This is a genomic window from Providencia sp. PROV156, assembly GCF_028480905.1.
GTDB lineage: Bacteria > Pseudomonadota > Gammaproteobacteria > Enterobacterales > Enterobacteriaceae > Providencia > Providencia hangzhouensis.
Map to the genome: position 1 here is coordinate 81,201 of NZ_JAMPPE010000001.1, position 20,524 is coordinate 101,724.

Here is a 20,524-nt window from a genome sequence, read left to right on the forward strand (position 1 = left end):
GCAAGAATGCATTTAGGATAAAGGTTTCTGGTTTGTGAGGCTATCATGCGTGTATTGATTTTACTACTGTTCACATTTCACTCGTTGTTGAGCCTAGCAACGGCGCACAATAGTTCACTAATTCAGTGGAGCGATACACTGCATTTTGACCGGCAACCACATGATCCCGTTACTGCCACAAAAGCATGGAAGTTGTGTGCGCTTTATCCTAGCCTAAAAGATTCTTATTGGTTATCAATTAATTACGGAATGCAAAAAGCGGCAAAGCACTATGGCGTTAACCTAAACGTATTAGAAGCCGGTGGATATAACCAACTAGCAACCCAACAAAAGCAAATTACGCAGTGCCAACAATGGGGAGCAGATGCCATCTTACTGGGAAGTAGCACCACAACTTTTCCAAACCTTAGCCAACTGGTAGAAAATACGCCTGTCATTGAAGTCATCAATGCGACACACGATAAAACAATTAAAACCCGCGTTGGTGTACCTTGGTTTCAAATGGGTTATCAACCGGGGCGCTATTTAGTCCAATGGAGTCAAGGTAAGCCATTGAAAGTTTTACTTATGCCTGGCCCATTAAATGCCGGAGGCAGCCATGAAATGGAGCAAGGATTCCGAGAAGCTATTGCAGGTAGCCAAGTACAAATTGTGGATGTGGCGCAAGGGGATAACGACCTTGAGGTTCAACGCAATCTATTACATGAAATGTTAGAGCGTAACCCTGATGTCGATGTCGTCGTTGGCACTGCTATTGCTGCTGAGGCCGCAATGGGTGAAGGCCGAAACTTAACGAACCCATTGAATATTGTCTCTTTTTACCTTTCTCACCAAGTCTACCGCGGGTTAAAAAGAGGCCGAATTATTATGGCTGCCAGCGACCAAATGGTTTGGCAAGGTGAGCTAGTGATTGAACAAGCCATCAAAGTACTACAAAAGCAGCCGGTTCCAAACAATATAAGCCCGCCGATTTTAGTGCTTACCCAACAAAACGCAGATAGTGAACACTTACGCAACTCATTATCTCCAGGAGGCTTTAGGCCCGTATATCAATATACATCAGCAGCTAAAAAATAGCCTTCACCATGCTGAGTCACTAATAAATCCGCTTTGATTTTATGGCGTAAACGGCGAATAAGTACATCTATGGTACGTAAATCAGGGTTATCAACTCGTCGGGCAGATAACATACGTAAAAGACGTTCTCGGCTTAAAATCTCCCGTGGGTTCGTCACAAAAGCCACTAGCATTTCATATTCAGCCCGTGTTAGTTTGATAGCCTGATGCTCAAATTCGAGCGTATGCATCGAAACATTTAGGCAATAGCCAGCAAACTGATAACAATTATCTTGAGAAACAACTTGGGCTTGCGAAGGCTTAGCAAGGTCAATTCGCCAAAGTAAATTTTTAACGCGAACGACTAATTCCCTAAGTTCCAAGGGCTTAGTAACATAGTCATCGGCTCCCATTTCTAAACCCACAATACGGTCAATTTGGTCACAGCGGCCTGTGACTAAAATAATTCCTACCGTGAAACGCTCACGTAGTGCCCTTGTTAACATTAACCCGTTTTCATCTGGTAAATTAATATCCAACAGAATCAAGTCAACGGCTTGCTGGTCCATAATTTCGCGTAGCCCCGCGCCATTCCCCGTTACAGAAACACGATACCCTTCTTGCTCAAAGTAAGCCTGTAAGCGAGCCTGAGTAACGGGTTCATCTTCAACAACCACAATATGATGTGATGTCATTGATATACTCTCTTCTGTTCATATCTGTTCATATTTGCTTATATCTTGCCGTAAGCTGTTCATTCTGACTAGTACCGCTATTCATATTAACTCAATAAGATCGCCTGTATTAAACCATATAATTACAGGGGCTATTATGCGGAAACTCTGGAGAGCGTTGCGAAAACCAAGTGCTCGTTGGTCAATGCTAACGTTAATCGTTGTCGGGATTGCAGTGGGTGTTGCGTTAATCGTTGTTCCCCATGTTGGGATGAAAGTGACTAGCACCACCGAGTTTTGTGTCAGTTGCCATAGCATGGAACCCGTTTACGAAGAATATAAGCAATCTGTACATTTCCAAAATGCATCTGGCGTACGCGCAGAATGCCATGACTGCCATATTCCCTCCGACCTTCCAGGCATGATTAAACGGAAACTCGAAGCAAGCAATGATATTTATCAAACATTTATTGCTCACTCGATAGATACCCCAGAAAAATTTGAAGCCAAACGTGCCGAACTTGCGGAACGCGAGTGGGCCCGCATGAAAGAAAATAATTCTGCTACTTGCCGCTCTTGCCATGATTATGACTCAATGGATCACGCTAAACAAAATCCAGAAGCAGCTCGCCAGATGCAAATCGCTGCGAAAGAGAATCAATCCTGCATTGACTGCCACAAAGGAATTGCCCACCAATTACCTGATATGAGCAGCGGTTTTCGTAAACAATTCGATGAGCTGCGCGCTAAGGCAAATAGTGATTCAGATATTCTGTATTCACTTGATATTAAACCTATTTATGCAAATAAAGGGGATAAAGACCCTGCTGGCTCGTTACTTCCTGCCTCAGAGGTGAAAGTCCTAAAACGTGATGGCGATTGGCTACAAGTTGAAATCACAGGGTGGACAGAAACCGATGGTCGCCAACGAGTTCTATCTGAATTCCCCGGCAAGCGAATTTTCGTAGCTTCGATACGTGGTGATGTTCAAGAAAATGTGAAAAATTTAGAAAGCACCGTCGTCGCTGCAACAGATACGTCATGGAGCAAACTGCAAGCGACTGCATGGATGCAGCAAGGTGATATGGTCAATGATATCAAACCGATATGGGCTTATGCAGACTCTTTATATAACGGTTCTTGTAATCAATGCCATGGCGCGCCAGATATTGCTCACTTTGATGCTAACGGTTGGATAGGCACATTAAACGGTATGATTGGCTTTACCAGTTTAGATAAGCGAGAAGAGCGTACCTTATTGAAATACTTACAAATGAATGCATCTGATACCGCAGGATCTTCACACGGTGATAACGGAGTACAGAATGAAAAATAATCCAACTTTTCAAGCTTCTCGTCGACACTTTTTGTTCCAGCTTGGCGGGCTCACTGTTGCGGGTATGTTAGGCCCTTCCCTATTAACACCACGTAAGGCTAACGCTGCAACAGCTGGAGAACAAACTGCGGTGGTACAAGAAGGCATTCTAACTGGGTCACACTGGGGCGCAATTCGCGCTACCGTAGTTGATGGCCGTTTTATCGAAGCAAAACCCTTTGAACACGATAAATTTCCATCAAAAATGATTGCAGGATTGCCTGACCATGTGCATGGCACTGCCCGTATCCGTTACCCAATGGTGCGTGTTGATTGGCTACGTAAACGTCATTTAAGTGACACCTCACAACGAGGTGATAACCGCTTCGTACGTGTTTCTTGGGATGAGGCCCTTGATTTGTTCTATCAAGAATTAGAACGTATTCAAACAACTTATGGACCAAGTGGATTACTTACTGCAAATGGCTGGCAATCGACAGGGATGCTCCACAATGCATCAGGTATGTTAGCCCGCGCCATTGCGCTGCACGGTAATAGTGTCAGTACTGGCGGAGACTACTCAACGGGTGCTGCACAAGTGATTTTACCTCGAGTTGTCGGGTCAATGGAGGTTTATGAACAACAAACCTCTTGGCCGCTAGTCCTTAAAAATAGTAAAACCATCGTATTATGGGGCTCTGACCTGATTAAAAACCAACAAGCTAACTGGTGGTGTCCTGATCATGACGTTTATGAATATTATGAACAACTGAAAGAAAAAGCCGCTAATGGCGAGATAAAAGTCATCAGTATCGATCCAATAATCACCTCAACTCATGATTACCTTGGGCGTACCAATGTTCAGCATATTGCGATTAACCCGCAAGCGGATGTCCCACTGCAATTAGCCATCGCCCACACACTTTACAGTGAAGACTTACATGATAAAACTTTCTTAAAAGAATATTGTGTTGGTTTCGAGCAATTTGTTCCCTACTTAATGGGAAAAATAGATGGACAACCCAAAGATGCACAATGGGCGGCTGAAATCTGTGGCATTGATGCCGACACAATCCGCGCTTTAGCCCGCCAAATGGCAGCAGATAGAACCCAAATCATCGCAGGTTGGTGTGTTCAACGTATGCAACATGGTGAACAATGGTCTTGGATGATTGTCGTTTTGGCTGCGATGTTAGGTCAGATTGGCTTACCGGGTGGAGGATTTGGTTTCGGTTGGCACTATAATGGAGCAGGAACCCCAAGCCGCCAGGGAATTATTTTAAGTGGTTTTTCCGGCTCAACCAAAGTGCCACCTATTCATGATAACAATGACTACAAAGGCTACAGCAGCACCATCCCTATTGCTCGTTTTATTGATGCTATTTTAGAACCCGGAAAAACAATCAACTGGAACGGTAAAGCAGTTAAATTACCTCCACTAAAAATGTGTGTATTTGCCGGAACCAACCCATTCCACCGCCACCAACAAATTAACCGTATTATTGAAGGTTGGCGCAAACTAGAAACGGTTGTCTCTATTGATAATCAATGGACATCCACCTGTCGTTTTGCCGATATCGTATTACCGGCAACCACACAATTTGAACGAAATGACCTTGACCAATACGGTAACCATTCAAATCGTGGAATTATTGCGATGAAACAACTCGTTGAACCGCAGTTTGAGTCACGTAATGACTTCGATATATTACGCGACCTATGCCGCCGTTTTGGTCGTGAAGAAGCCTTTACTGAAGGTTTGGACGAAATGGGTTGGCTAAAACGCATTTGGCAAGAAGGCAGCCAACAAGGAAAAGGCCGTGGTATTCATTTACCCTCCTTCGATACGTTCTGGGAAAAAGAAGGCTATGTGGAATTTGAACATCCACAAATGTTTGTTCGTCATCAAGCATTTAGGGAAGATCCCGACTTAGAACCTTTAGGAACACCGAGTGGTTTAATTGAAATTTACTCAAAAACTATTGCTGATATGCAATATGATGATTGCCAAGGTCACCCAATGTGGTTCGAAAAAGCAGAACGCTCTCATGGTGGTCCAGGTTCAAAAAAATGGCCACTACATTTGCAATCCGCACATCCCGATTTTCGTTTACACTCACAATTGTGCGAGTCCCCTGTATTACGTCAATATTATTCTGTGAGTGGCAAAGAGCCGGTCTTTATTAGCCCTCAAGATGCGAAAGCTAGAGGCATACAAAATGGTGATATTGTTCGTGTTTTCAACGACCGCGGGCAAGTGTTAGCAGGAGCCGTAGTTTCTGACTTATATACAGAAGGCGTTGCTCGTATCCATGAAGGAGCTTGGTATGACCCGACTAAGGGTGGAGAAATCAATTCCCTGTGCAAATACGGAAACCCAAACGTATTAACGCTTGATATTGGAACCTCTCAATTAGCGCAGGCCACCAGCGCACATACAACCTTAGTGGAGATAGAAAAATACACAGGACAAGTGGATAACGTCAATGCATTCGATGGGCCAATTGAAATGGTTGCTCAATGTGAATATGTTCCTGCATCACAGGTGAACAAATGACAAAACAAATCACTTTGTCGCCAGAACAAATAGCATGTGTTTATGCATGGCTAGCACAATTGTTCTCACGTGAATTAGATAATGCAACGTTAGCACAGATTCAATCTAGCGAAATGATGAATTGGTTTACGACTATCGAGCAGGAACCTGTTTTAACTTCGCTAATTCAAGAGGTTAAAACAAAAATCAAAGCGCTAATGATGCGAAATGATGCTCAGCTCGAATTAGCCGCAGATTTTTGTAGTTTATTCTTAATGTCAGATAAACAATCAGCCTTACCTTACGCCTCAGTTTATCCAAACAGTGAACATGGTAATGAACAGATTAAGTACCTATTAGCCGAGGCAGGAATGGAAACCAGTGAGGCATTTAACGAGCCTTCTGACCATATTTCAATTTTTTTGGAGCTATTAAGTCACTTACATTTTTCATTAAATGAAGCCCATTTGGACCAAGAAAAAGTGAAACAGTTACGCCTAAAAACTTTATCACTTTTACTGCAATGGCTACCGGTATTTAGCCAAAATTGCCAACGATATGATGAGTTTGGTTTTTATGCCGCTTTGAGTCAACTGTCGTTAGCGCTAGTTCAATGGGATAAGCAAACCTAGTAGATGCCATTTAAATAATTTATATATTATTCAACTATTATTAAATAAAGGGATATTGATAAATAATATCCCTTTTAAATCTGAGTCATAACACCTGAGTTACTGTAAAGAAATAAGTTTTTCACGGCTCAGCCCAGTGCTTTTCATTATTATCTCGATACTAACTCCTTGTTCCAAAAGATTCCGTGCCGTTGTTATATTTGCCTCTTCTTTGCCTTTTTGAAATCCTTCCTGCAGCCCTTCTTGCCGTCCTTCTTGTCGTCCTTTATCTTGCAATCGTTGCGCAATATTCATGATTGTCTCCTTATGCTTTTCTGTTTGTTCCCCTAAAACTTGAATAACTTGTTCAAAATTATGCGAGTCTAAGGCAATAAACAAATAATTGAGGATAGTTATGATGTCGTTGTCACTATGCAAAAAAATCCTTGGTTTTATTAAGAGGGTGTCAGACCGGGTTGTACCACGCTATAAATTTGTTTTTTCAATTCCCCTTGCTTAGCCAACTGGTAAACATGTGAAGCAACATCCGCGCGCATCACTAAACCATGAACTTCAACCTCTTGTTGAAGAACTGCTTTTCCCGTTGGTTCACCATGTAATAACCCACCAGGGCGAACAATCACATAATCTAACGAGCTAGTTTGTAGCCATGATTCCGCAAGGGATTTTTCTCTCACTGCCTGACCAAACGCAGCGCGTGACCGAGCAGATAAATAAGGCCATGAATCTCCACAACCTAATGACGTAACTAACACCATGCGAGATATACCCGCTTGCTCGGCACAATCAATCACCGTACGGTGAGCTAAATAATCTTGCGTACCTCCCATGGTTGAAATAACTGTGGCATTTGTTCCTGCGGCATGGCAAGCAGCTTTAACCACCTCGCTATCACAAGCATCGCCGATGAAAACTTGCACCCCTACAGCCTCTAACGCTGCTGCAGATTGCCTATTACGTACAACTGCGATGACAGGATGTTTCTCTGCTATTGCCAACTGAGCAATCTGATGGCCAACACCTTTTCCACCAGCGCCAAAAATTAACCATGGTGCCATTACTTTATCCCTTAGCATTTTGAGTAAATATTAATCTAATAGTGATCGGTAAAAGCTAAATTACCACACCATTAATGATAATGCGCCTTATTTTCATTTACTATTTTAATTTATTTAGCCCGCCATTAACTAGCACCGATGATGAAACAGTAAACAACACTAACTTTAATGTTTTTTATGTAACTCTTTTAATCAAACACATTAAAATGTGACTAGTTTAACTTTTTTATTAAAAAATAATTATCATAAAAATTGATAAACCAACAAATTAATTACAAAAATAAATCGTAATATCAACAACTAACAATAAATAAAATACCACTATCCCATTGATACCCATAATTATTTTAATGTTAATGCGAAGAATTATCATTTGCATTTATATTATTATTTGATTTAATAACTCTCGTCATATATATGCGAAATAATAATTTCTTAATCAATAGTATCGTTAATATCTTTAATAAAAATGGAGTATTTCGATGAAAAAGTTAAATATTATCGCTCTAGCACTCGCAACCTGCACAATGACTTTTGGTGCTTCTGCAGCAATAGGTTCTGGCCAAAGCCAACCTTTCGATCCCAATGAGCCTTCCATTCGTGTTGGAGCGACAGAAGGAACCGGTGGTGGACATGGTGGTGCTGCGGGTGATCCTGGTATTGGTGTGCAATCTGTTTACGGTGGAAAAATCATTTCATTCTCTGGGTTAACAAAAATGGCGCCAAAAAAACCAGGGAATGAAGCACATGTGATCTCTATGCCTAATAGCTCTGGTTCACATGACAAAATGGGCGTATTTAACTTTGCAAAAGTAGCAGATGCAGAAGTCTATTTCGGCGAATGGTCATCAACCGGACAAGCTAGTGACACAACACACACGGCTTACTACTCTGGTAAAGATGTCACCACCAATATGCCAACAGCGGGCACTGCGGAATACTCTGTTAAAGGGATAAGCCAATATAATGGAGGTGCCCTAGCCGCAGGTACTCTGACAGCCAACTTTGGAACTAAATCCTTAGCAGGGAATATTGGTGCAACCAATATTAATGCCACCATAAATAACAATGCCACTTTCGCCGGAGCGGCCACTCTTAATGGTGAATCAGGCTCAACAAATGGGCACTTCTTTGGCGACCAAGCTAAACATATTGCAGGGGTAACTGAATTTAGCGACCACAGCAAAGACATGGCCTTTGGTGGAAGCCGTGGGAATATCTCCCAGTAATCCGTAAATTAACCTCAGTGGCCAACTATAAAACGTGACAGGTAGTTGGCCACAGCCTTTTATTACCGAAGCTAATCCTATGCGATATCTGCTATTACCCCCTGCCATCATGATGCTTATGGTTGCGTTCTCTGCATTTCCAGCTAGCTTGGATACTGACCGAGAACAGTTGTTATGGCAAAAAGATAAACAAAATTATCGTGATAAAAGTGCAGTTGTCCCCAATAAAGACCAATTGCTACTCCCAGATGACCTATCAATAAAACTAAATGGGGAAAACTATACCCTAAAAAATAACGCTCAAGACTTAGGACAGGCAATTTATCTGGCAATCAACCATCGGCAATTTCAAGACGTACAACGCTTATTGCCTCGCTACCAGCAGCTAACTGATGCGGACCCATTGCTTATTTTATTTGCAAAAGCAGAAACCGCTAAAGCGCAAAACCATTACCCTGAAGCAATTTCTCACTACCAACAAATACTGGCACTGTCACCAAAGTTTCTTCGCATTAAGTTGGAACTTGCCCGAGCTTATTTTGAAGATAATCAAAATAAGGAGTCTTTGGCTTTATTCCAAAATTTAATCAACGATGAAACACTCGCATTACCTGCCAGTGTAAAGCAAACCATTCAACAATTTATTGATGCTATAGAAAACCGCACTGCTTGGACAGGAAGCCTCTCTTTTGGCTATAAATACAACAGTAATATCAACCAAGTTCCTGATAAAAATAAAGTTTGGGAAACTCCGGGTGGAACCTGGAAAATGGCTAACCCTAAGTCATCGCCAGGGCTCACCTATGATGCAAGCCTAAGTAAAATTATTCCTATCTCGAACAACCATTCCCTGCAAATCAAGGGAACATCTTATGGCGACCGCTATCCTCACTATGCTGAATTCAGTGAAAACACTTCTTCTTTAGCAACTTTATATCGTTTTAATGATGCAAATACGACTATCGCCTTTGGCCCATTAATTGAATTAAAAACGGTTAATGAAAAGCGCCGCTATTTAGGTATGGGCGGTAAAATTGAAGCTGACTACCAATTTACACCTCGGGTTATCCTCAGTACCTCCGCTGACTATCAACAACTTCATTACCAAAAACCGTATGACAGTGCTGATGGCAATCGAAGTAGCCTACATCTAACGGGTGTCTATGGTATTACCCCAGATACTTCCCTCTTTTTAGGGGCTGATGCGACTCGTCTCACGACTGAAGTTCGTAGTGATGATTATGACCAGCTAGGCATCCGAGGCGGCTTGTATACCGTACTCACGCCCGATATTCATTTACTGGCACTCGCAACTTATCGAGAAAGCCAATTCAAGGCCTTCAACCAAATGTTGAATGTAAAACGCCATGATAAAGAAGCCATGTATTTTGCGCGACTCAGTTTTCCAAATTATTCATTGCTCACATTCACGCCTTATACCAGTTACCGCTTTCGTGACAATCGCAGTTCCGCGGATGGAATTTACTCCTACCACCAGCACGAAATTTCTATTGGGTTAGAAACCCGCTTTTAAGCGTTATGGCACAGAGAAAACACTATGTATAAATACAAATTAACACCTATTACTACTGCAATTATTACTGCTCTTTTGATTCCAATAACCGCTTTAGGGGAAAAAGAAGAACACCTCGGCACCATTACCGTTCAAGATTCAGCAAAAACCATCAAAGAACGAGATCAACAAGGTTACGACGACCAATATGATGCCAAAGGTTCTAAAATTTATTTAGGAAAAGACCTTGTTGAACGTTATAAAGGCACCAGTACTGCAGATGTGCTAAATAGTGCAGTTGGTGTCTATAGCGGTGATGCAAGAAACAGTGGTGCGTTAGACCCAAATATTCGAGGGATCCAAGGGCAAGAGCGTGTTCCTGTCACGGTTGACGGCACAGAACAATCACTCACCGTTTATCGGGGTTACAATGGTGCAAATAACCGTAACTATGTGGACCCAAACCTCATTAGTAGCATTGAGATTGAAAAAAGTGGTTCTCTCGCTGGCGATATAAAAACCTCTGTCGGTGGAGGGATAGCCATCAGAACCATAGGGATAGATGATGTTGTTGCACCGGATGAAAAGTTTGGTGTCAGCTTAAAATTGGAAACCAGCAGTAATTCAACTCGTGAACGTATTCCCCACTATGGTTATGGCGAAGATTACCGAGATCACCCTGAGATTTATAAAAATAAGAACTCTGTCCTTTCCGACCCCGTTGTTAACATCACACCGAAATCCCGTGGAAATGCTCAATTTTTCAATTTTAAAGATAACGGAGGAAGGATCGCGGTTGGGACCCGACAAGAAAAATTTGATTTAATGGCCGCCTATGCTTATCGCCGGCAAGGTAACTACTTTGCAGGGAAAAATGGCGCTCACCGTTATAAAGAATCTGTTCAATTAAATGAACAACAAACAATACAGCAACAACTTGGCCCAGACCCTTATTTACCTTTTGCCGCGAATGTATTTCGCCCCGGAAAAGAAGTGACTAATACCTCTAATGAGCTGGAATCCTATTTAGTCAAAACCAATTTATATCTCACTGAAAACCAAACATTACACCTTGGCTTTCGCCGGAGTGAAAGTACCTATGGTGAAATTATGCCTTCACGTTTAGGATTTGCTGAGCTGGAAGGAAAACAAGTATTACCACAATGGCCATTAGCTCACTTTACAGTTAATGCCTATAATGCGGAATACAAATGGAAACCTGAAGATAATCAATGGATTGATCTAAATGCAAATGTGTGGATGACGCATTCGGTAGGAGATACCAACACCTCTGGTGGTTACCCACGAGAGCCTAAAGAACGTGATTGGGGGTTTGAATATGGTTATGGTGATGGAAGAGATCCTAACATTGATGGAACTTTAATTAATACCGCAGCAACCAATTCTGAAAATGACCGTATTGGATTTAATTTACGCAATACCATGGCGCTCACGCCCGATCTTGATTTAACCATTCGCGGCTCAATGCTCAAAGAAAAATTAGACTCTAACGATGTACCACCATCGCAAACGGCTAGCCCGTTTATTGCCCTTCCACGTAAAGGACATCGGCAAGAAACCAGTATTGCCTTTAACTTTAACTATCGTCCAACGAGTTGGCTGGAATTGGATGCTGGCGCAAAATATATTGATGGCTGGACAGAGGATGATTACTTAAAAGAGCAAATGCGCAATCGAACCAAAGGTTTTCAAAACCCTGATGAACGACTTGCAAAACAGATCAATTACAACCGAATTTTAACTCAAGAAGAATATAATAAGGCTGTTGCCAATGGTTACCAACCCTTCAATGGTGCCTATCAAAACAAACAAATCTTACTCAAAACAATAGGACTTGATGATACGAACTATACCGTTTTCATCACCAAGAGAAAAAACTCTCAGCACCCAGAAGAAAATGGCGTTTTAGACGTTAATTTCCGCACTGAATGGAAATCAGATAACGATGGGCGCTATACCACCAAAACGAACCCTTTCCATAACGGAACTTTTGACTCTCAAGCTCGCGCAGTCGACCCAGTAACCGGTAAAGAAGTTTATGTGTATGGTTCAAGTTACTCACACCCATCAGATGACATCAAACGTGAACTTACTGAAGAAGAAAAATGGAAATTCTCAGGCAAGCAAAAAAGCCATGGCTGGGCCCCCGCTTTTGGTGCCAATATTTGGTTGTCTGATAACGACCGTGTTTATGCACGTTACATTGAAACAGTACGCTTACCGAGTATCTTCGAAAGTAGCATTGGATTTGCAGGCGAAAGTGAAGCTCGTAAAGAGAGGATGGCATTTAAACCTGAACGTGCAAAAACCTTTGAATTTGGTTATTCACGTAATTTACAGGGTTTACTCGGAGCAGACCGCCATGCCGATGTTAAAATAGGCTATTACCATACGGTCATCGAAAATGCATTTGACCGCGATGGGCGTCTTAATTTTGTTCAAGTAAAAGAACATAAAACCGCAGGGATTGAAGCCTTGGCTCGCTACGATAATGGCGGGGTATTTATGGATATTGGTGTTGATTACCGCCTCAAAAATGAGGTTTGTGATGACTCCGCACCCGCTAATTTGGACCCAACTAACCGTTATAATCTCTCCCAATGTACAACAGCAGGTTTCCCCGGTGGCTTTTTACGCACACAATTACAGCCTAAATATGCGATTAACTCCAACCTAGGCATGCGCTTTATGGATGAAGATCTCGAAGTGGGAACACGTTTACGTTATACCAGTAGTGTGCAAAATAAAGATGAACGCAAACTGATGCAACAGTTCCCGGGAAGTTATTCGATGGCGAACAACAGCCCAATGCACTGGACACCCACCTTTACAGCGGATGCCTATGCAAGTTACCAAATTGACAAAAATATTAATGTCGAATTCTTAGTAACCAACTTAACTGATCGTTATTATATCGACCCACTGACACGTAGTATGATGCCAGCCCCGGGCCGCACACTACGCTTAGGATTAAATGCGCAATTTTAGATAAATACTGCCGATTTACCGCTCTATAAATATCCGCTGCTAACTTTTAGTTGGAGTGGATATTTATCACTTTAGTATCAGAAAAATAACCGCATAATAGTTTCATCAAATTCATCTTGCTCAACAACAGAAAAGCCAAATTGTTCAAAAAAAGGTTTCATGATGTCATTACCTTCGACATAGCAAATTGATACGGACTTATATTTGCCTAAATTTTTAATTTCCTCGAGAACTAGCGGAATAGCCTTAGAACCAAAACCTTTTCTTTGATGTTTTATATCAATCATCAATTGATCAATAAACACCTCTTCAGGCCTACCATTTTCATGGTTTGAATAATATTGAACAAAGCCAACAGGCTCATCATCAACATAGATACCTCGATTAATATAATAATCAAAAAATTTTGAGGCTGCGATTGACTCTGAGTTAAGAGCGACAAAGTCTTCCTGCTCTTTGGTTATTTCGAGACATATGATATCCACCCAATTGTCTTTGGTGATATCTTTTAGGGTAATGGCCATAAACACCTTACTTTAGATTTACCGATTACAATACCGTTGTGATAAAAGGATGACTCACCATAAATTAACAATAAATACTTTTTTGTTCGCGCCATTCGTGCCTTTGTATTTTTTGAGATGCTATAAACAAATAGCAGTTGATATGTTACGGATAACATTAATATCAGCATTTAGACTAAAATAAAATTTCGACTCATTTATTGCTTTCTAATTAATGAATATTCAGAATTGCGATCCAAGTCAAATATCACTGCCAAATACAATATTATTGTAATTTATCAAATTTTTTTGAAAGGAAAGCAAAAAAACGCACTAGTTTATTAAACTAATAATTAAATTTAAAGCAGATTAAAGTAGAACTTAAAACCCAAAAATACAACAACAAAACCCAGCAACTCCTCAATTTTCACCATTATGCAAACTCAATAAAAATAAAACCTTTTCATATAAAAATACATAAAACCTGAACAACCTCACATTTATTAGGTATTTGATAACTCTTCGCATTAATGCATATGAAAATAAAAATCACTTATGAAACAACATGTTAAAAATTTAATAAATTTTTGTATCGTACTGAAAAATAAAAACATTTTTAATATTGAAATGCAAAAAACAATTCAAAGACTCCATTTTTATTAATTATTTTAATTTATTGATTTTAACCATGCCTTTTCGGCATGGTTAAGAAACTTTCGGAATATTGTCAGGAAAATAGTTTCATGGATAGTATGAATACGAAAATGATGCATTTTTATTATAAATATATACGAATAACTCTTAAAAACATTTCCAATGAAAGGTAACACTATGGGTATATTAAAAGATAGTAAGTTGCTTTTGGTTAGCTTACTTATCATTCTTCTTTCGGAAGCTATAGGGCAAATTAAAATCAGTTTAGTCATGGTTTTTCCAATGCTTTATTCCATGTTGATGGGTGGTATTATCAGTTTTCCAAAATTCAAAATTCTCAGCGAAAAAAACATGGCACACGCTAGCTCTATAATGAGTGTCGCGTTAGTTATCTTAATTGCAAAATTAAGCACCTCCGTTGGCGCATCTTGGGAAAAAATTATTCAAGCCGGTGGCGCATTAATCTTGCAAGAAATCGGTCACTTTATCGGTACCATTTTACTCGGTTTACCGCTTGCTATCATGTTAGGCATGGGCCGTGAAGCTGTTGGTGCGACCTACTCTATCGGTCGTGAACCTAATATTGCCATTATTGAAGCCAAATATGGTTTAAGTTCACCAGAAGGCCGCGGTGTTATGGCAATGTATATTTGCGGAACATTGTACGGAGCCGTTTGGATGGGCATCATCGCCAGTGTTATCGCTGGACTCGATATTATGAGCCCTCTCGCTTTAGCAATGGGAGCCGGGGTCGGAAGTGGCTCGATGCTAGCTGCGTCAGTCGCACCATTATTGGAGCTTTATCCTGAACACGCTGCGGATATTCAAGCATTTTCATCCTCCGCAAACTTGATGTCTTCAGTATTAGGTCTGTACATCTATATTTTCTTCTCCTTACCGTTTGCCTCTTTCTTATACAACAAGTTGAAAAGAAAACGTGCAACAGCATCAGCAGATACAGAATAAGGATATAAGATCATGAAAAAGATGGCAGAAATTGCAATAATCATCGTGTTAGTCATCATCTTCACTTCACTGGGAGATGCACTCGGCGGTTCAATTTATGGCCGCGGCAGCTTTGGCGCAGTCTTTAGTGACTCACTTATCGCCATGGCATTATTAGGGGGGATGTCATTTGTGGCATACTTAATTGCACAAATCCCACCATTAGGTAAGTTACCTGTAATTTTCTGGGTATCTTTAATTGCTGCCGGTTTGTGTTCACCGTTATTCCCTTACGATAAAGAAATGATCGCAATGACAGGTAAAATATCACTTGCTGTTATTAGTACGACGGTACTTGCATTTGCCGGTCTTTCACTCGGTAAAGATATTGATAAATTTAAAGCTATTTCATGGCGCATCATCCCAGTTTCACTGGCGGTCTTTACGGGAACATTCTTATTCGCTGCACTTATTGGTCAAGTGACACTTTCATGGAGCGGCGTTATCTAACAAGAGGAAATATTTACCATGACAATGACCAAAGACCAATTGAAAGCCATCGTCTGCGAGACAATTGCATCCCATAAAGGGGATATCAAGAAATTAGCAGATGATATTTGGGCAGAGCCTGAGCTAGGCTACAAAGAAATCAAAACAGCAAAAAAAGTGGAAGCTGCATTTTCTGCGCTAGGCGTTAATTACCGAAACCAACTCGCATTAACAGGTGTTAAGGCGCGCCTTAAAGGTGGAAAAGGGAGTAAACATAGTATTGCTGTGATTGGTGAGCTCGATGCGATTATTTGTGCAGAACACCCAGAAGCCGATGATTTAACGGGTGCTGCCCATTGCTGTGGGCACAATGCTCAAATCGCTAATATGATGGCTGTGACTATTGGTCTGGTTAAGTCAGGTGCTATGCAATACCTCGCGGGAGACGTCGTTCCTTTCGCCGTTCCCGCTGAGGAGTATGTTGAACTGTCTTATCGTAATAAACTGATTGAACAAGGAAAAATTAGTTATATCGGCGGTAAGCCAGAGCTGATATCCCTTGGTGAATTTGATGATATCGATATGGCGATGCAAATTCATTTAACCAGTGTCAAACCAGAACGTGATACCGGTTTTATTGAAATGTCGACCACCACCAATGGGTTTATTGGCAAGTTGATTAATTACAAAGGGAAAGCATCTCATGCTGCGGCAGCTCCTCACTTAGGTGTCAATGCCCTCAATGCCGCAATGATGGGGATTATGGGAGTGAATGCGATCCGCGAGACCTTCCAAGAAAAAGATTATATTCGTTTTCATCCGATCATCACGCAAGGCGGCGATTTGGTCAATGTCACCCCAAGTGATGTCCGTATGGAAAGTTATGTCCGAGCGTCAAATGTCCCTGCAATGATTGATGCGAATGAGCGTATTACTCGCGCATTGGTTGCTGGTGCAATGTCTGTCGGTGCAGAGGTAGAAGTCAAAGATTTACCGGGTTACCTCCCACTGTATAACAACGATACGTTGAACCATTTGTTGCAGCAAAATGCCCATGACTTGATTGGTGAAGAAAATGTTTGGGTTGCTGGGCACATGACGGGAAGCACGGATACAGGTGACTTATCACATATCATGCCAGTGAGTCACCCATGGATTGGCGCAATTCGTGGTGGTTTGCATGGTAAAGATTACGTTGTTTTTGATGATGATATGGCCTATATCCGCCCAGCTCAAATGATGGCAATGGCAATTATTGACCTGTTATTTGATGATGCATCCCAAGCTGATGAGATGTTAGCTGATTACACCCCATTAATGAGCAAAGAGGAATACCTCTCATTTATCGGCTCTTTTAAGAACTAATTATTAAAATATTCCCCTTATTGCTATGTTAATTATAATAAGGGGAATATGATTTTTTTAGCTTTTATCCCACCTTTAAAATTTTTTCTTCGCATTAATTTAATTTCTTTTTACATTCACCATCTCATTTAAAAAATTTCTAAAATCATGCCAATCACCGCCCTACTTTAAATAAAAAATTTAACTTAAACCCTATTCAGGCTCGCTTTAAAATATAAATATCCTTAATATTAAAATTGAAAAATAAAATCATAACAAATTGATATAAAAGGATTTTAATTGAAATGATGATTTTTTATTATTATTTTAATAAATTACCATCCTTATTATTCATGAGCCATGCAATACTGATATGATATAAACACGATCTCCGTCACGCTCACTTTTTTAATATCCACGCTAAAATTGACCCTATAAATTGATAGATAAAAAATAACGAGTAGAAGTAGAAATCACCCTATTTCTGAATCTAGTTTTTAAAATACACATAAATTAAATGAGCGTGCTGTTCATTATTCCATGCTCACACCAGGGGCCCTTTAACAGCATTAAAAACGCTTTTGTATACGGGATAAAACGTAATGACCAATAAATACAATATCAGTGAAAAGCTCTTTGCTTTAGAAACATTTAGCAAAAAAACACGTCAGGATTTACATAAGATCCCTGAATTGTCTGGGCAAGAATTCAAAACCTCACAATATTGCCGTGAATTGATGGAAAGCTTTGGCTATAACATTCGTTTATTCGAAGGCTACACAGGTTTTACCGCTGAATTGATTGTCGACCCAACAAAGCGCTTGATTGCCTATCGTACTGATATCGATGGCCTTGAAATGCCTGATTTAACGTGCAATGAGCACAGTTCTGTCCATGAAGGTTGCGCTCATAACTGTGGGCATGATACCCACATGACCATCGCCTTAACAGCAGCAAAGTACCTCAGTGAAAACCGTTCTGAACTCACCCATAACGTCCGTTTTATCTTCCAAATGGCAGAAGAAGATATGCGTGTGCCAGGTGCTAACAAAATGGTAGAAATGGGGTGTATGGAAGGAGTAGACGAAGTTTACGGCCTACACAATGATGCTGCATTTGAAACGGGTTATATTAAATTCAATTCTGGGGTTATGTCTTCATACGGCTCAGCGTGGACACTAGATGTCCACGGTGTTTCTGCTCACGGTTCAACCCCTCATAAAGGGTTAGATGCTATCCGCGAAGCAACGCGTATCATTGATTATATGGACTACATTGTTGCCAAAAAGACTGATCCTTTCAGCCCCGCCGTATTTGGTTGCGGCATGATTAACGGGGGAACCATCCCAAATGCGCTGGCGGATCATGTTCAAGCACGTGGAACGATCCGTTCAATGGATGAAGAAACGGACAAAATATTAAAAGCCAGCTTCCATGAAATTGTGGCTCGTAGTGAAGGCGGTGGGTTTAAAACAACACTGGAAGCCAGCGGATATCCTGCCGTTGTCAACCACCCACAAGCAGCCAAAGTGATTTATGATGCCGCTGCCGCCTTCTTACCGATTGAGCAGATTGATTCAAATGGTAAACCAATGACTGGCAGTGAAGACTTCAGTTATATGATCAATGCCACTAAAGATAAACTCGGTGCCATGTACTTCTTAGGAAGTGGTAATCAAGCAAAAGGGATTAATAATTACTTACATGCTAACCCTTATTTTGTTGATGACGATTGTTTACTGATTGGCGCTCAAATTTTTATTAATATTGCCACTCGTTAGAATAAATATAATACACACAGTAATACTAAAGCCGAGTAAATTGAAGTGCCCCCCAATAGTTGGACAATCAATTACTCGGCTTTTTTCTTAGTCATTCACTTATAAGTTACAATTCTGGCAATTCTCGGTATAACTGATCACGCTCGCTTTGTTCTGTAGGTACCCATTGATTCGGCTGATGAATATAATTCAAATCAAGGTGAGGTGCATAATGAGAGATAAAATCATACATATAATCTTTTAAATGCATGTGCCGGTTAATACATACATGTGTATAACTTGGTTTTACTAAGTGACTGATATCAATACAACGTAATGCTTCGCTATCTTCCTCTGGGTCAAAAGCCACGGTTGAAATAATACCGACCCCAGCACCCCGTTTTACGTAGTATTTAATTATTTCAGTATCTACGGCAGTTAAAACAACATTTGGCGTTAATTTATGTTGATAAAAGACTTGGTCGAGCTTTGAATGCCCTGTAAAACCAAAAACATAAGTAATTAGTGGGTAGCCTGCAAGGTCTTCAATCTTAAGCTGTTCACATTGAGCCAATGGGTGGTCATGTGGAACAATAATACTGCGAGACCATTGGTAACAAGGCATCACCAATAAATCATCATAAAGATGCATAGACTCGGTCGCAATGGCAAAGTCCACATCGCCATTGTTTACCATCTCTGCAATCTGAGCAGGCGCGCCTTGATGGAAATGCAAAGAAATATTGGGGTAGCGTGTGTTAAAACGTTCAATCACCTGAGGTAATTTATAGCGGATCTGTGTGTGAGTTGTTGCGATATGCAGATTTTGTTTTATCGTCGAGTCTTCATGAGACACGATACTTTTAATTTTATCGAACTGCGCAAGAATATCACACGCAACATGATGAACCTTTTCGCCAATCGGGCTCAGCGACAATAAGTTATTATTTTTCCGATTAAATAATGAAACGTTTAACTCATCTTCCAATATTTTAAGTTGCTTACTGACAGTTGGCTGAGAGGTATACAATTTTTCAGCCGCATTAGTGATATTAAAATCACTCCTCACTACTTCAACAAAGCTTTTAAGCTGACTAATGTTCATTACTGGGGTATCCAATGTAAAATGGATTAAAAATAAGATTTAAAAAGTATAGCTGTAGTACAATATTTTTGTGCGATTATTATACCATAGGCAACCGGCCAGCTAGAAGCATCCTTTTAGCATTGCTGAGTTCACGTTTACATTTTTTACAAGATCCCCAAATAATACTGTTCCTATTCGTCCCAAAAAACATAATACTGCTATAACCATAGCAATATATGTAAACTAAACATACTTTTTTATAAAACAGACAGATATTATAAATAAGCATAGGAGCTTATTTGTTGCCATCTTTTTTGATGCTTTTATCAAGTATAAACAGATTATGTCTACATATGTTGATTTTTAATAGCTCCTCTCTCAAGAAGCTATTAAATTTAATATTCAACTTATAATGGGTAGCCAAGATCAGTTTCATGCCCCAAAAAGTAATTTAAGTCGCATTCCAGTATATTTGCAAATATACATAAACGATAAATAGTGAAATTCTGTGTTCCTCTTTCATAGCGTGAAATTTGTTGTTGGCTCAAGCCTGATTTTTTCCCCAATGTACTCGCAGACCAACCTAAAAGAAGGCGGCGTTTGCGAACCTGCTGCCCAATAAAACTATTAGAAATTTCAGTGTTATATACGCTCATACGTACTGTCCTAATTATAACGACACTATTATTTTTAGTGTTGTAGCCTTAAAATTTAACGCCC

The 20,524-nt window shown here is 40.4% G+C and carries 17 protein-coding genes; 11 read left to right on the forward strand and 6 right to left on the reverse strand.

The features are described 5' to 3' along the window. The first annotated feature begins 45 nt into the window (after positions 1-45). Complete coding sequence (torT, locus tag PSF31_RS00355) at positions 46-1,077, forward strand: TMAO reductase system periplasmic protein TorT (protein ID WP_096863227.1); 1,032 nt, start codon at positions 46-48, stop codon at positions 1,075-1,077. Here torT and torR read toward each other — a convergent pair. Further along, positions 1,050-1,751 (reverse strand): two-component system response regulator TorR, encoded by a 702-nt coding sequence (torR, locus tag PSF31_RS00360; protein ID WP_004262356.1) that lies wholly within the window; start codon positions 1,749-1,751, stop codon positions 1,050-1,052. The genes torT and torR overlap by 28 nt on opposite strands. A gap of 136 nt (positions 1,752-1,887) precedes the next feature. Between torR and torC the strand changes: the two genes are divergently transcribed. From torC to torD, 3 genes are read left to right on the forward strand one after another with little or no spacing between them, the layout of a single operon-like run. Further along, positions 1,888-3,066 (forward strand): pentaheme c-type cytochrome TorC, encoded by a 1,179-nt coding sequence (torC, locus tag PSF31_RS00365; RefSeq protein ID WP_036958495.1) that lies wholly within the window; start codon positions 1,888-1,890, stop codon positions 3,064-3,066. Beyond that, positions 3,056-5,602: a trimethylamine-N-oxide reductase TorA gene (torA, locus tag PSF31_RS00370; RefSeq protein ID WP_096863228.1), complete on the forward strand. Its 2,547-nt coding sequence runs from the start codon at positions 3,056-3,058 to the stop codon at positions 5,600-5,602. The genes torC and torA overlap by 11 nt, the downstream gene beginning before the upstream one ends. Continuing rightward, positions 5,599-6,213 carry a molecular chaperone TorD gene (gene torD, locus PSF31_RS00375; RefSeq protein ID WP_096863229.1) on the forward strand — a complete coding sequence of 205 codons (615 nt, stop codon included), beginning with the start codon at positions 5,599-5,601 and terminating at the stop codon, positions 6,211-6,213. Before torA ends, torD begins: the two co-directional genes overlap by 4 nt. A 99-nt stretch (positions 6,214-6,312) precedes the next feature. On the opposite strand, the gene PSF31_RS00380 is transcribed toward torD, so the two are convergent. Continuing rightward, on the reverse strand, positions 6,313-6,507 hold the full coding sequence (locus PSF31_RS00380; RefSeq protein ID WP_228676962.1) for a hypothetical protein: 195 nt from the start codon (positions 6,505-6,507) through the stop codon (positions 6,313-6,315). Positions 6,508-6,647: 140 nt separating this feature from the next. Beyond that, entirely contained in the window at positions 6,648-7,271 is a 624-nt protein-coding gene (locus PSF31_RS00385; protein WP_096863230.1) for an SDR family oxidoreductase, read from the reverse strand. A gap of 482 nt (positions 7,272-7,753) precedes the next feature. On the opposite strand from PSF31_RS00385, the gene PSF31_RS00390 reads away from it, so the two are divergent. From PSF31_RS00390 to PSF31_RS00400, 3 genes are read left to right on the forward strand one after another with little or no spacing between them, the layout of a single operon-like run. Continuing rightward, positions 7,754-8,500: a Slam-dependent surface lipoprotein gene (locus PSF31_RS00390; protein WP_096863231.1), complete on the forward strand. Its 747-nt coding sequence runs from the start codon at positions 7,754-7,756 to the stop codon at positions 8,498-8,500. A gap of 34 nt (positions 8,501-8,534) precedes the next feature. Then, a complete protein-coding gene (locus PSF31_RS00395) occupies positions 8,535-10,034 on the forward strand; it encodes a porin family protein (protein ID WP_096863232.1) in 1,500 nt (499 codons plus the stop codon). A gap of 24 nt (positions 10,035-10,058) precedes the next feature. Continuing rightward, positions 10,059-13,022, forward strand: coding sequence for a TonB-dependent receptor plug domain-containing protein (locus tag PSF31_RS00400; RefSeq protein ID WP_096863233.1), 2,964 nt, complete (start codon positions 10,059-10,061; stop codon positions 13,020-13,022). A 77-nt stretch (positions 13,023-13,099) separates the two neighbouring features. On the opposite strand, the gene PSF31_RS00405 is transcribed toward PSF31_RS00400, so the two are convergent. Beyond that, positions 13,100-13,546, reverse strand: coding sequence for a GNAT family N-acetyltransferase (locus PSF31_RS00405; RefSeq protein WP_094961302.1), 447 nt, complete (start codon positions 13,544-13,546; stop codon positions 13,100-13,102). 810 nt (positions 13,547-14,356) lie between these two features. Here PSF31_RS00405 and PSF31_RS00410 point away from each other — a divergent pair. The 4 genes from PSF31_RS00410 to PSF31_RS00425 all read left to right on the forward strand — a co-directional run bounded on the left by PSF31_RS00410 (position 14,357) and on the right by PSF31_RS00425 (position 18,738). Next, positions 14,357-15,145 carry a DUF3100 domain-containing protein gene (locus tag PSF31_RS00410; protein WP_036958500.1) on the forward strand — a complete coding sequence of 263 codons (789 nt, stop codon included), beginning with the start codon at positions 14,357-14,359 and terminating at the stop codon, positions 15,143-15,145. Positions 15,146-15,157: 12 nt separating this feature from the next. Then, positions 15,158-15,634, forward strand: a complete 477-nt coding sequence (locus PSF31_RS00415) for a hypothetical protein (protein ID WP_004262394.1) — start codon at positions 15,158-15,160, stop codon at positions 15,632-15,634. Between the two features lie 18 nt (positions 15,635-15,652). Continuing rightward, positions 15,653-16,978, forward strand: coding sequence for an amidohydrolase (locus tag PSF31_RS00420; protein ID WP_164561179.1), 1,326 nt, complete (start codon positions 15,653-15,655; stop codon positions 16,976-16,978). A 581-nt stretch (positions 16,979-17,559) separates the two neighbouring features. After that, on the forward strand, positions 17,560-18,738 hold the full coding sequence (locus PSF31_RS00425) for a M20 metallopeptidase family protein (protein WP_096863235.1): 1,179 nt from the start codon (positions 17,560-17,562) through the stop codon (positions 18,736-18,738). Between the two features lie 106 nt (positions 18,739-18,844). On the opposite strand, the gene PSF31_RS00430 is transcribed toward PSF31_RS00425, so the two are convergent. Both PSF31_RS00430 and PSF31_RS00435 read right to left on the reverse strand, forming a co-directional pair. Next, positions 18,845-19,822, reverse strand: coding sequence for a LysR substrate-binding domain-containing protein (locus PSF31_RS00430; protein ID WP_004262401.1), 978 nt, complete (start codon positions 19,820-19,822; stop codon positions 18,845-18,847). Between the two features lie 389 nt (positions 19,823-20,211). Further along, the gene (locus PSF31_RS00435) at positions 20,212-20,460 is read right to left on the reverse strand and encodes a helix-turn-helix domain-containing protein (RefSeq protein WP_004262407.1); all 249 of its coding nucleotides are present in this window, start codon (positions 20,458-20,460) and stop codon (positions 20,212-20,214) included. Between the last annotated feature and the right edge of the window lie 64 nt (positions 20,461-20,524).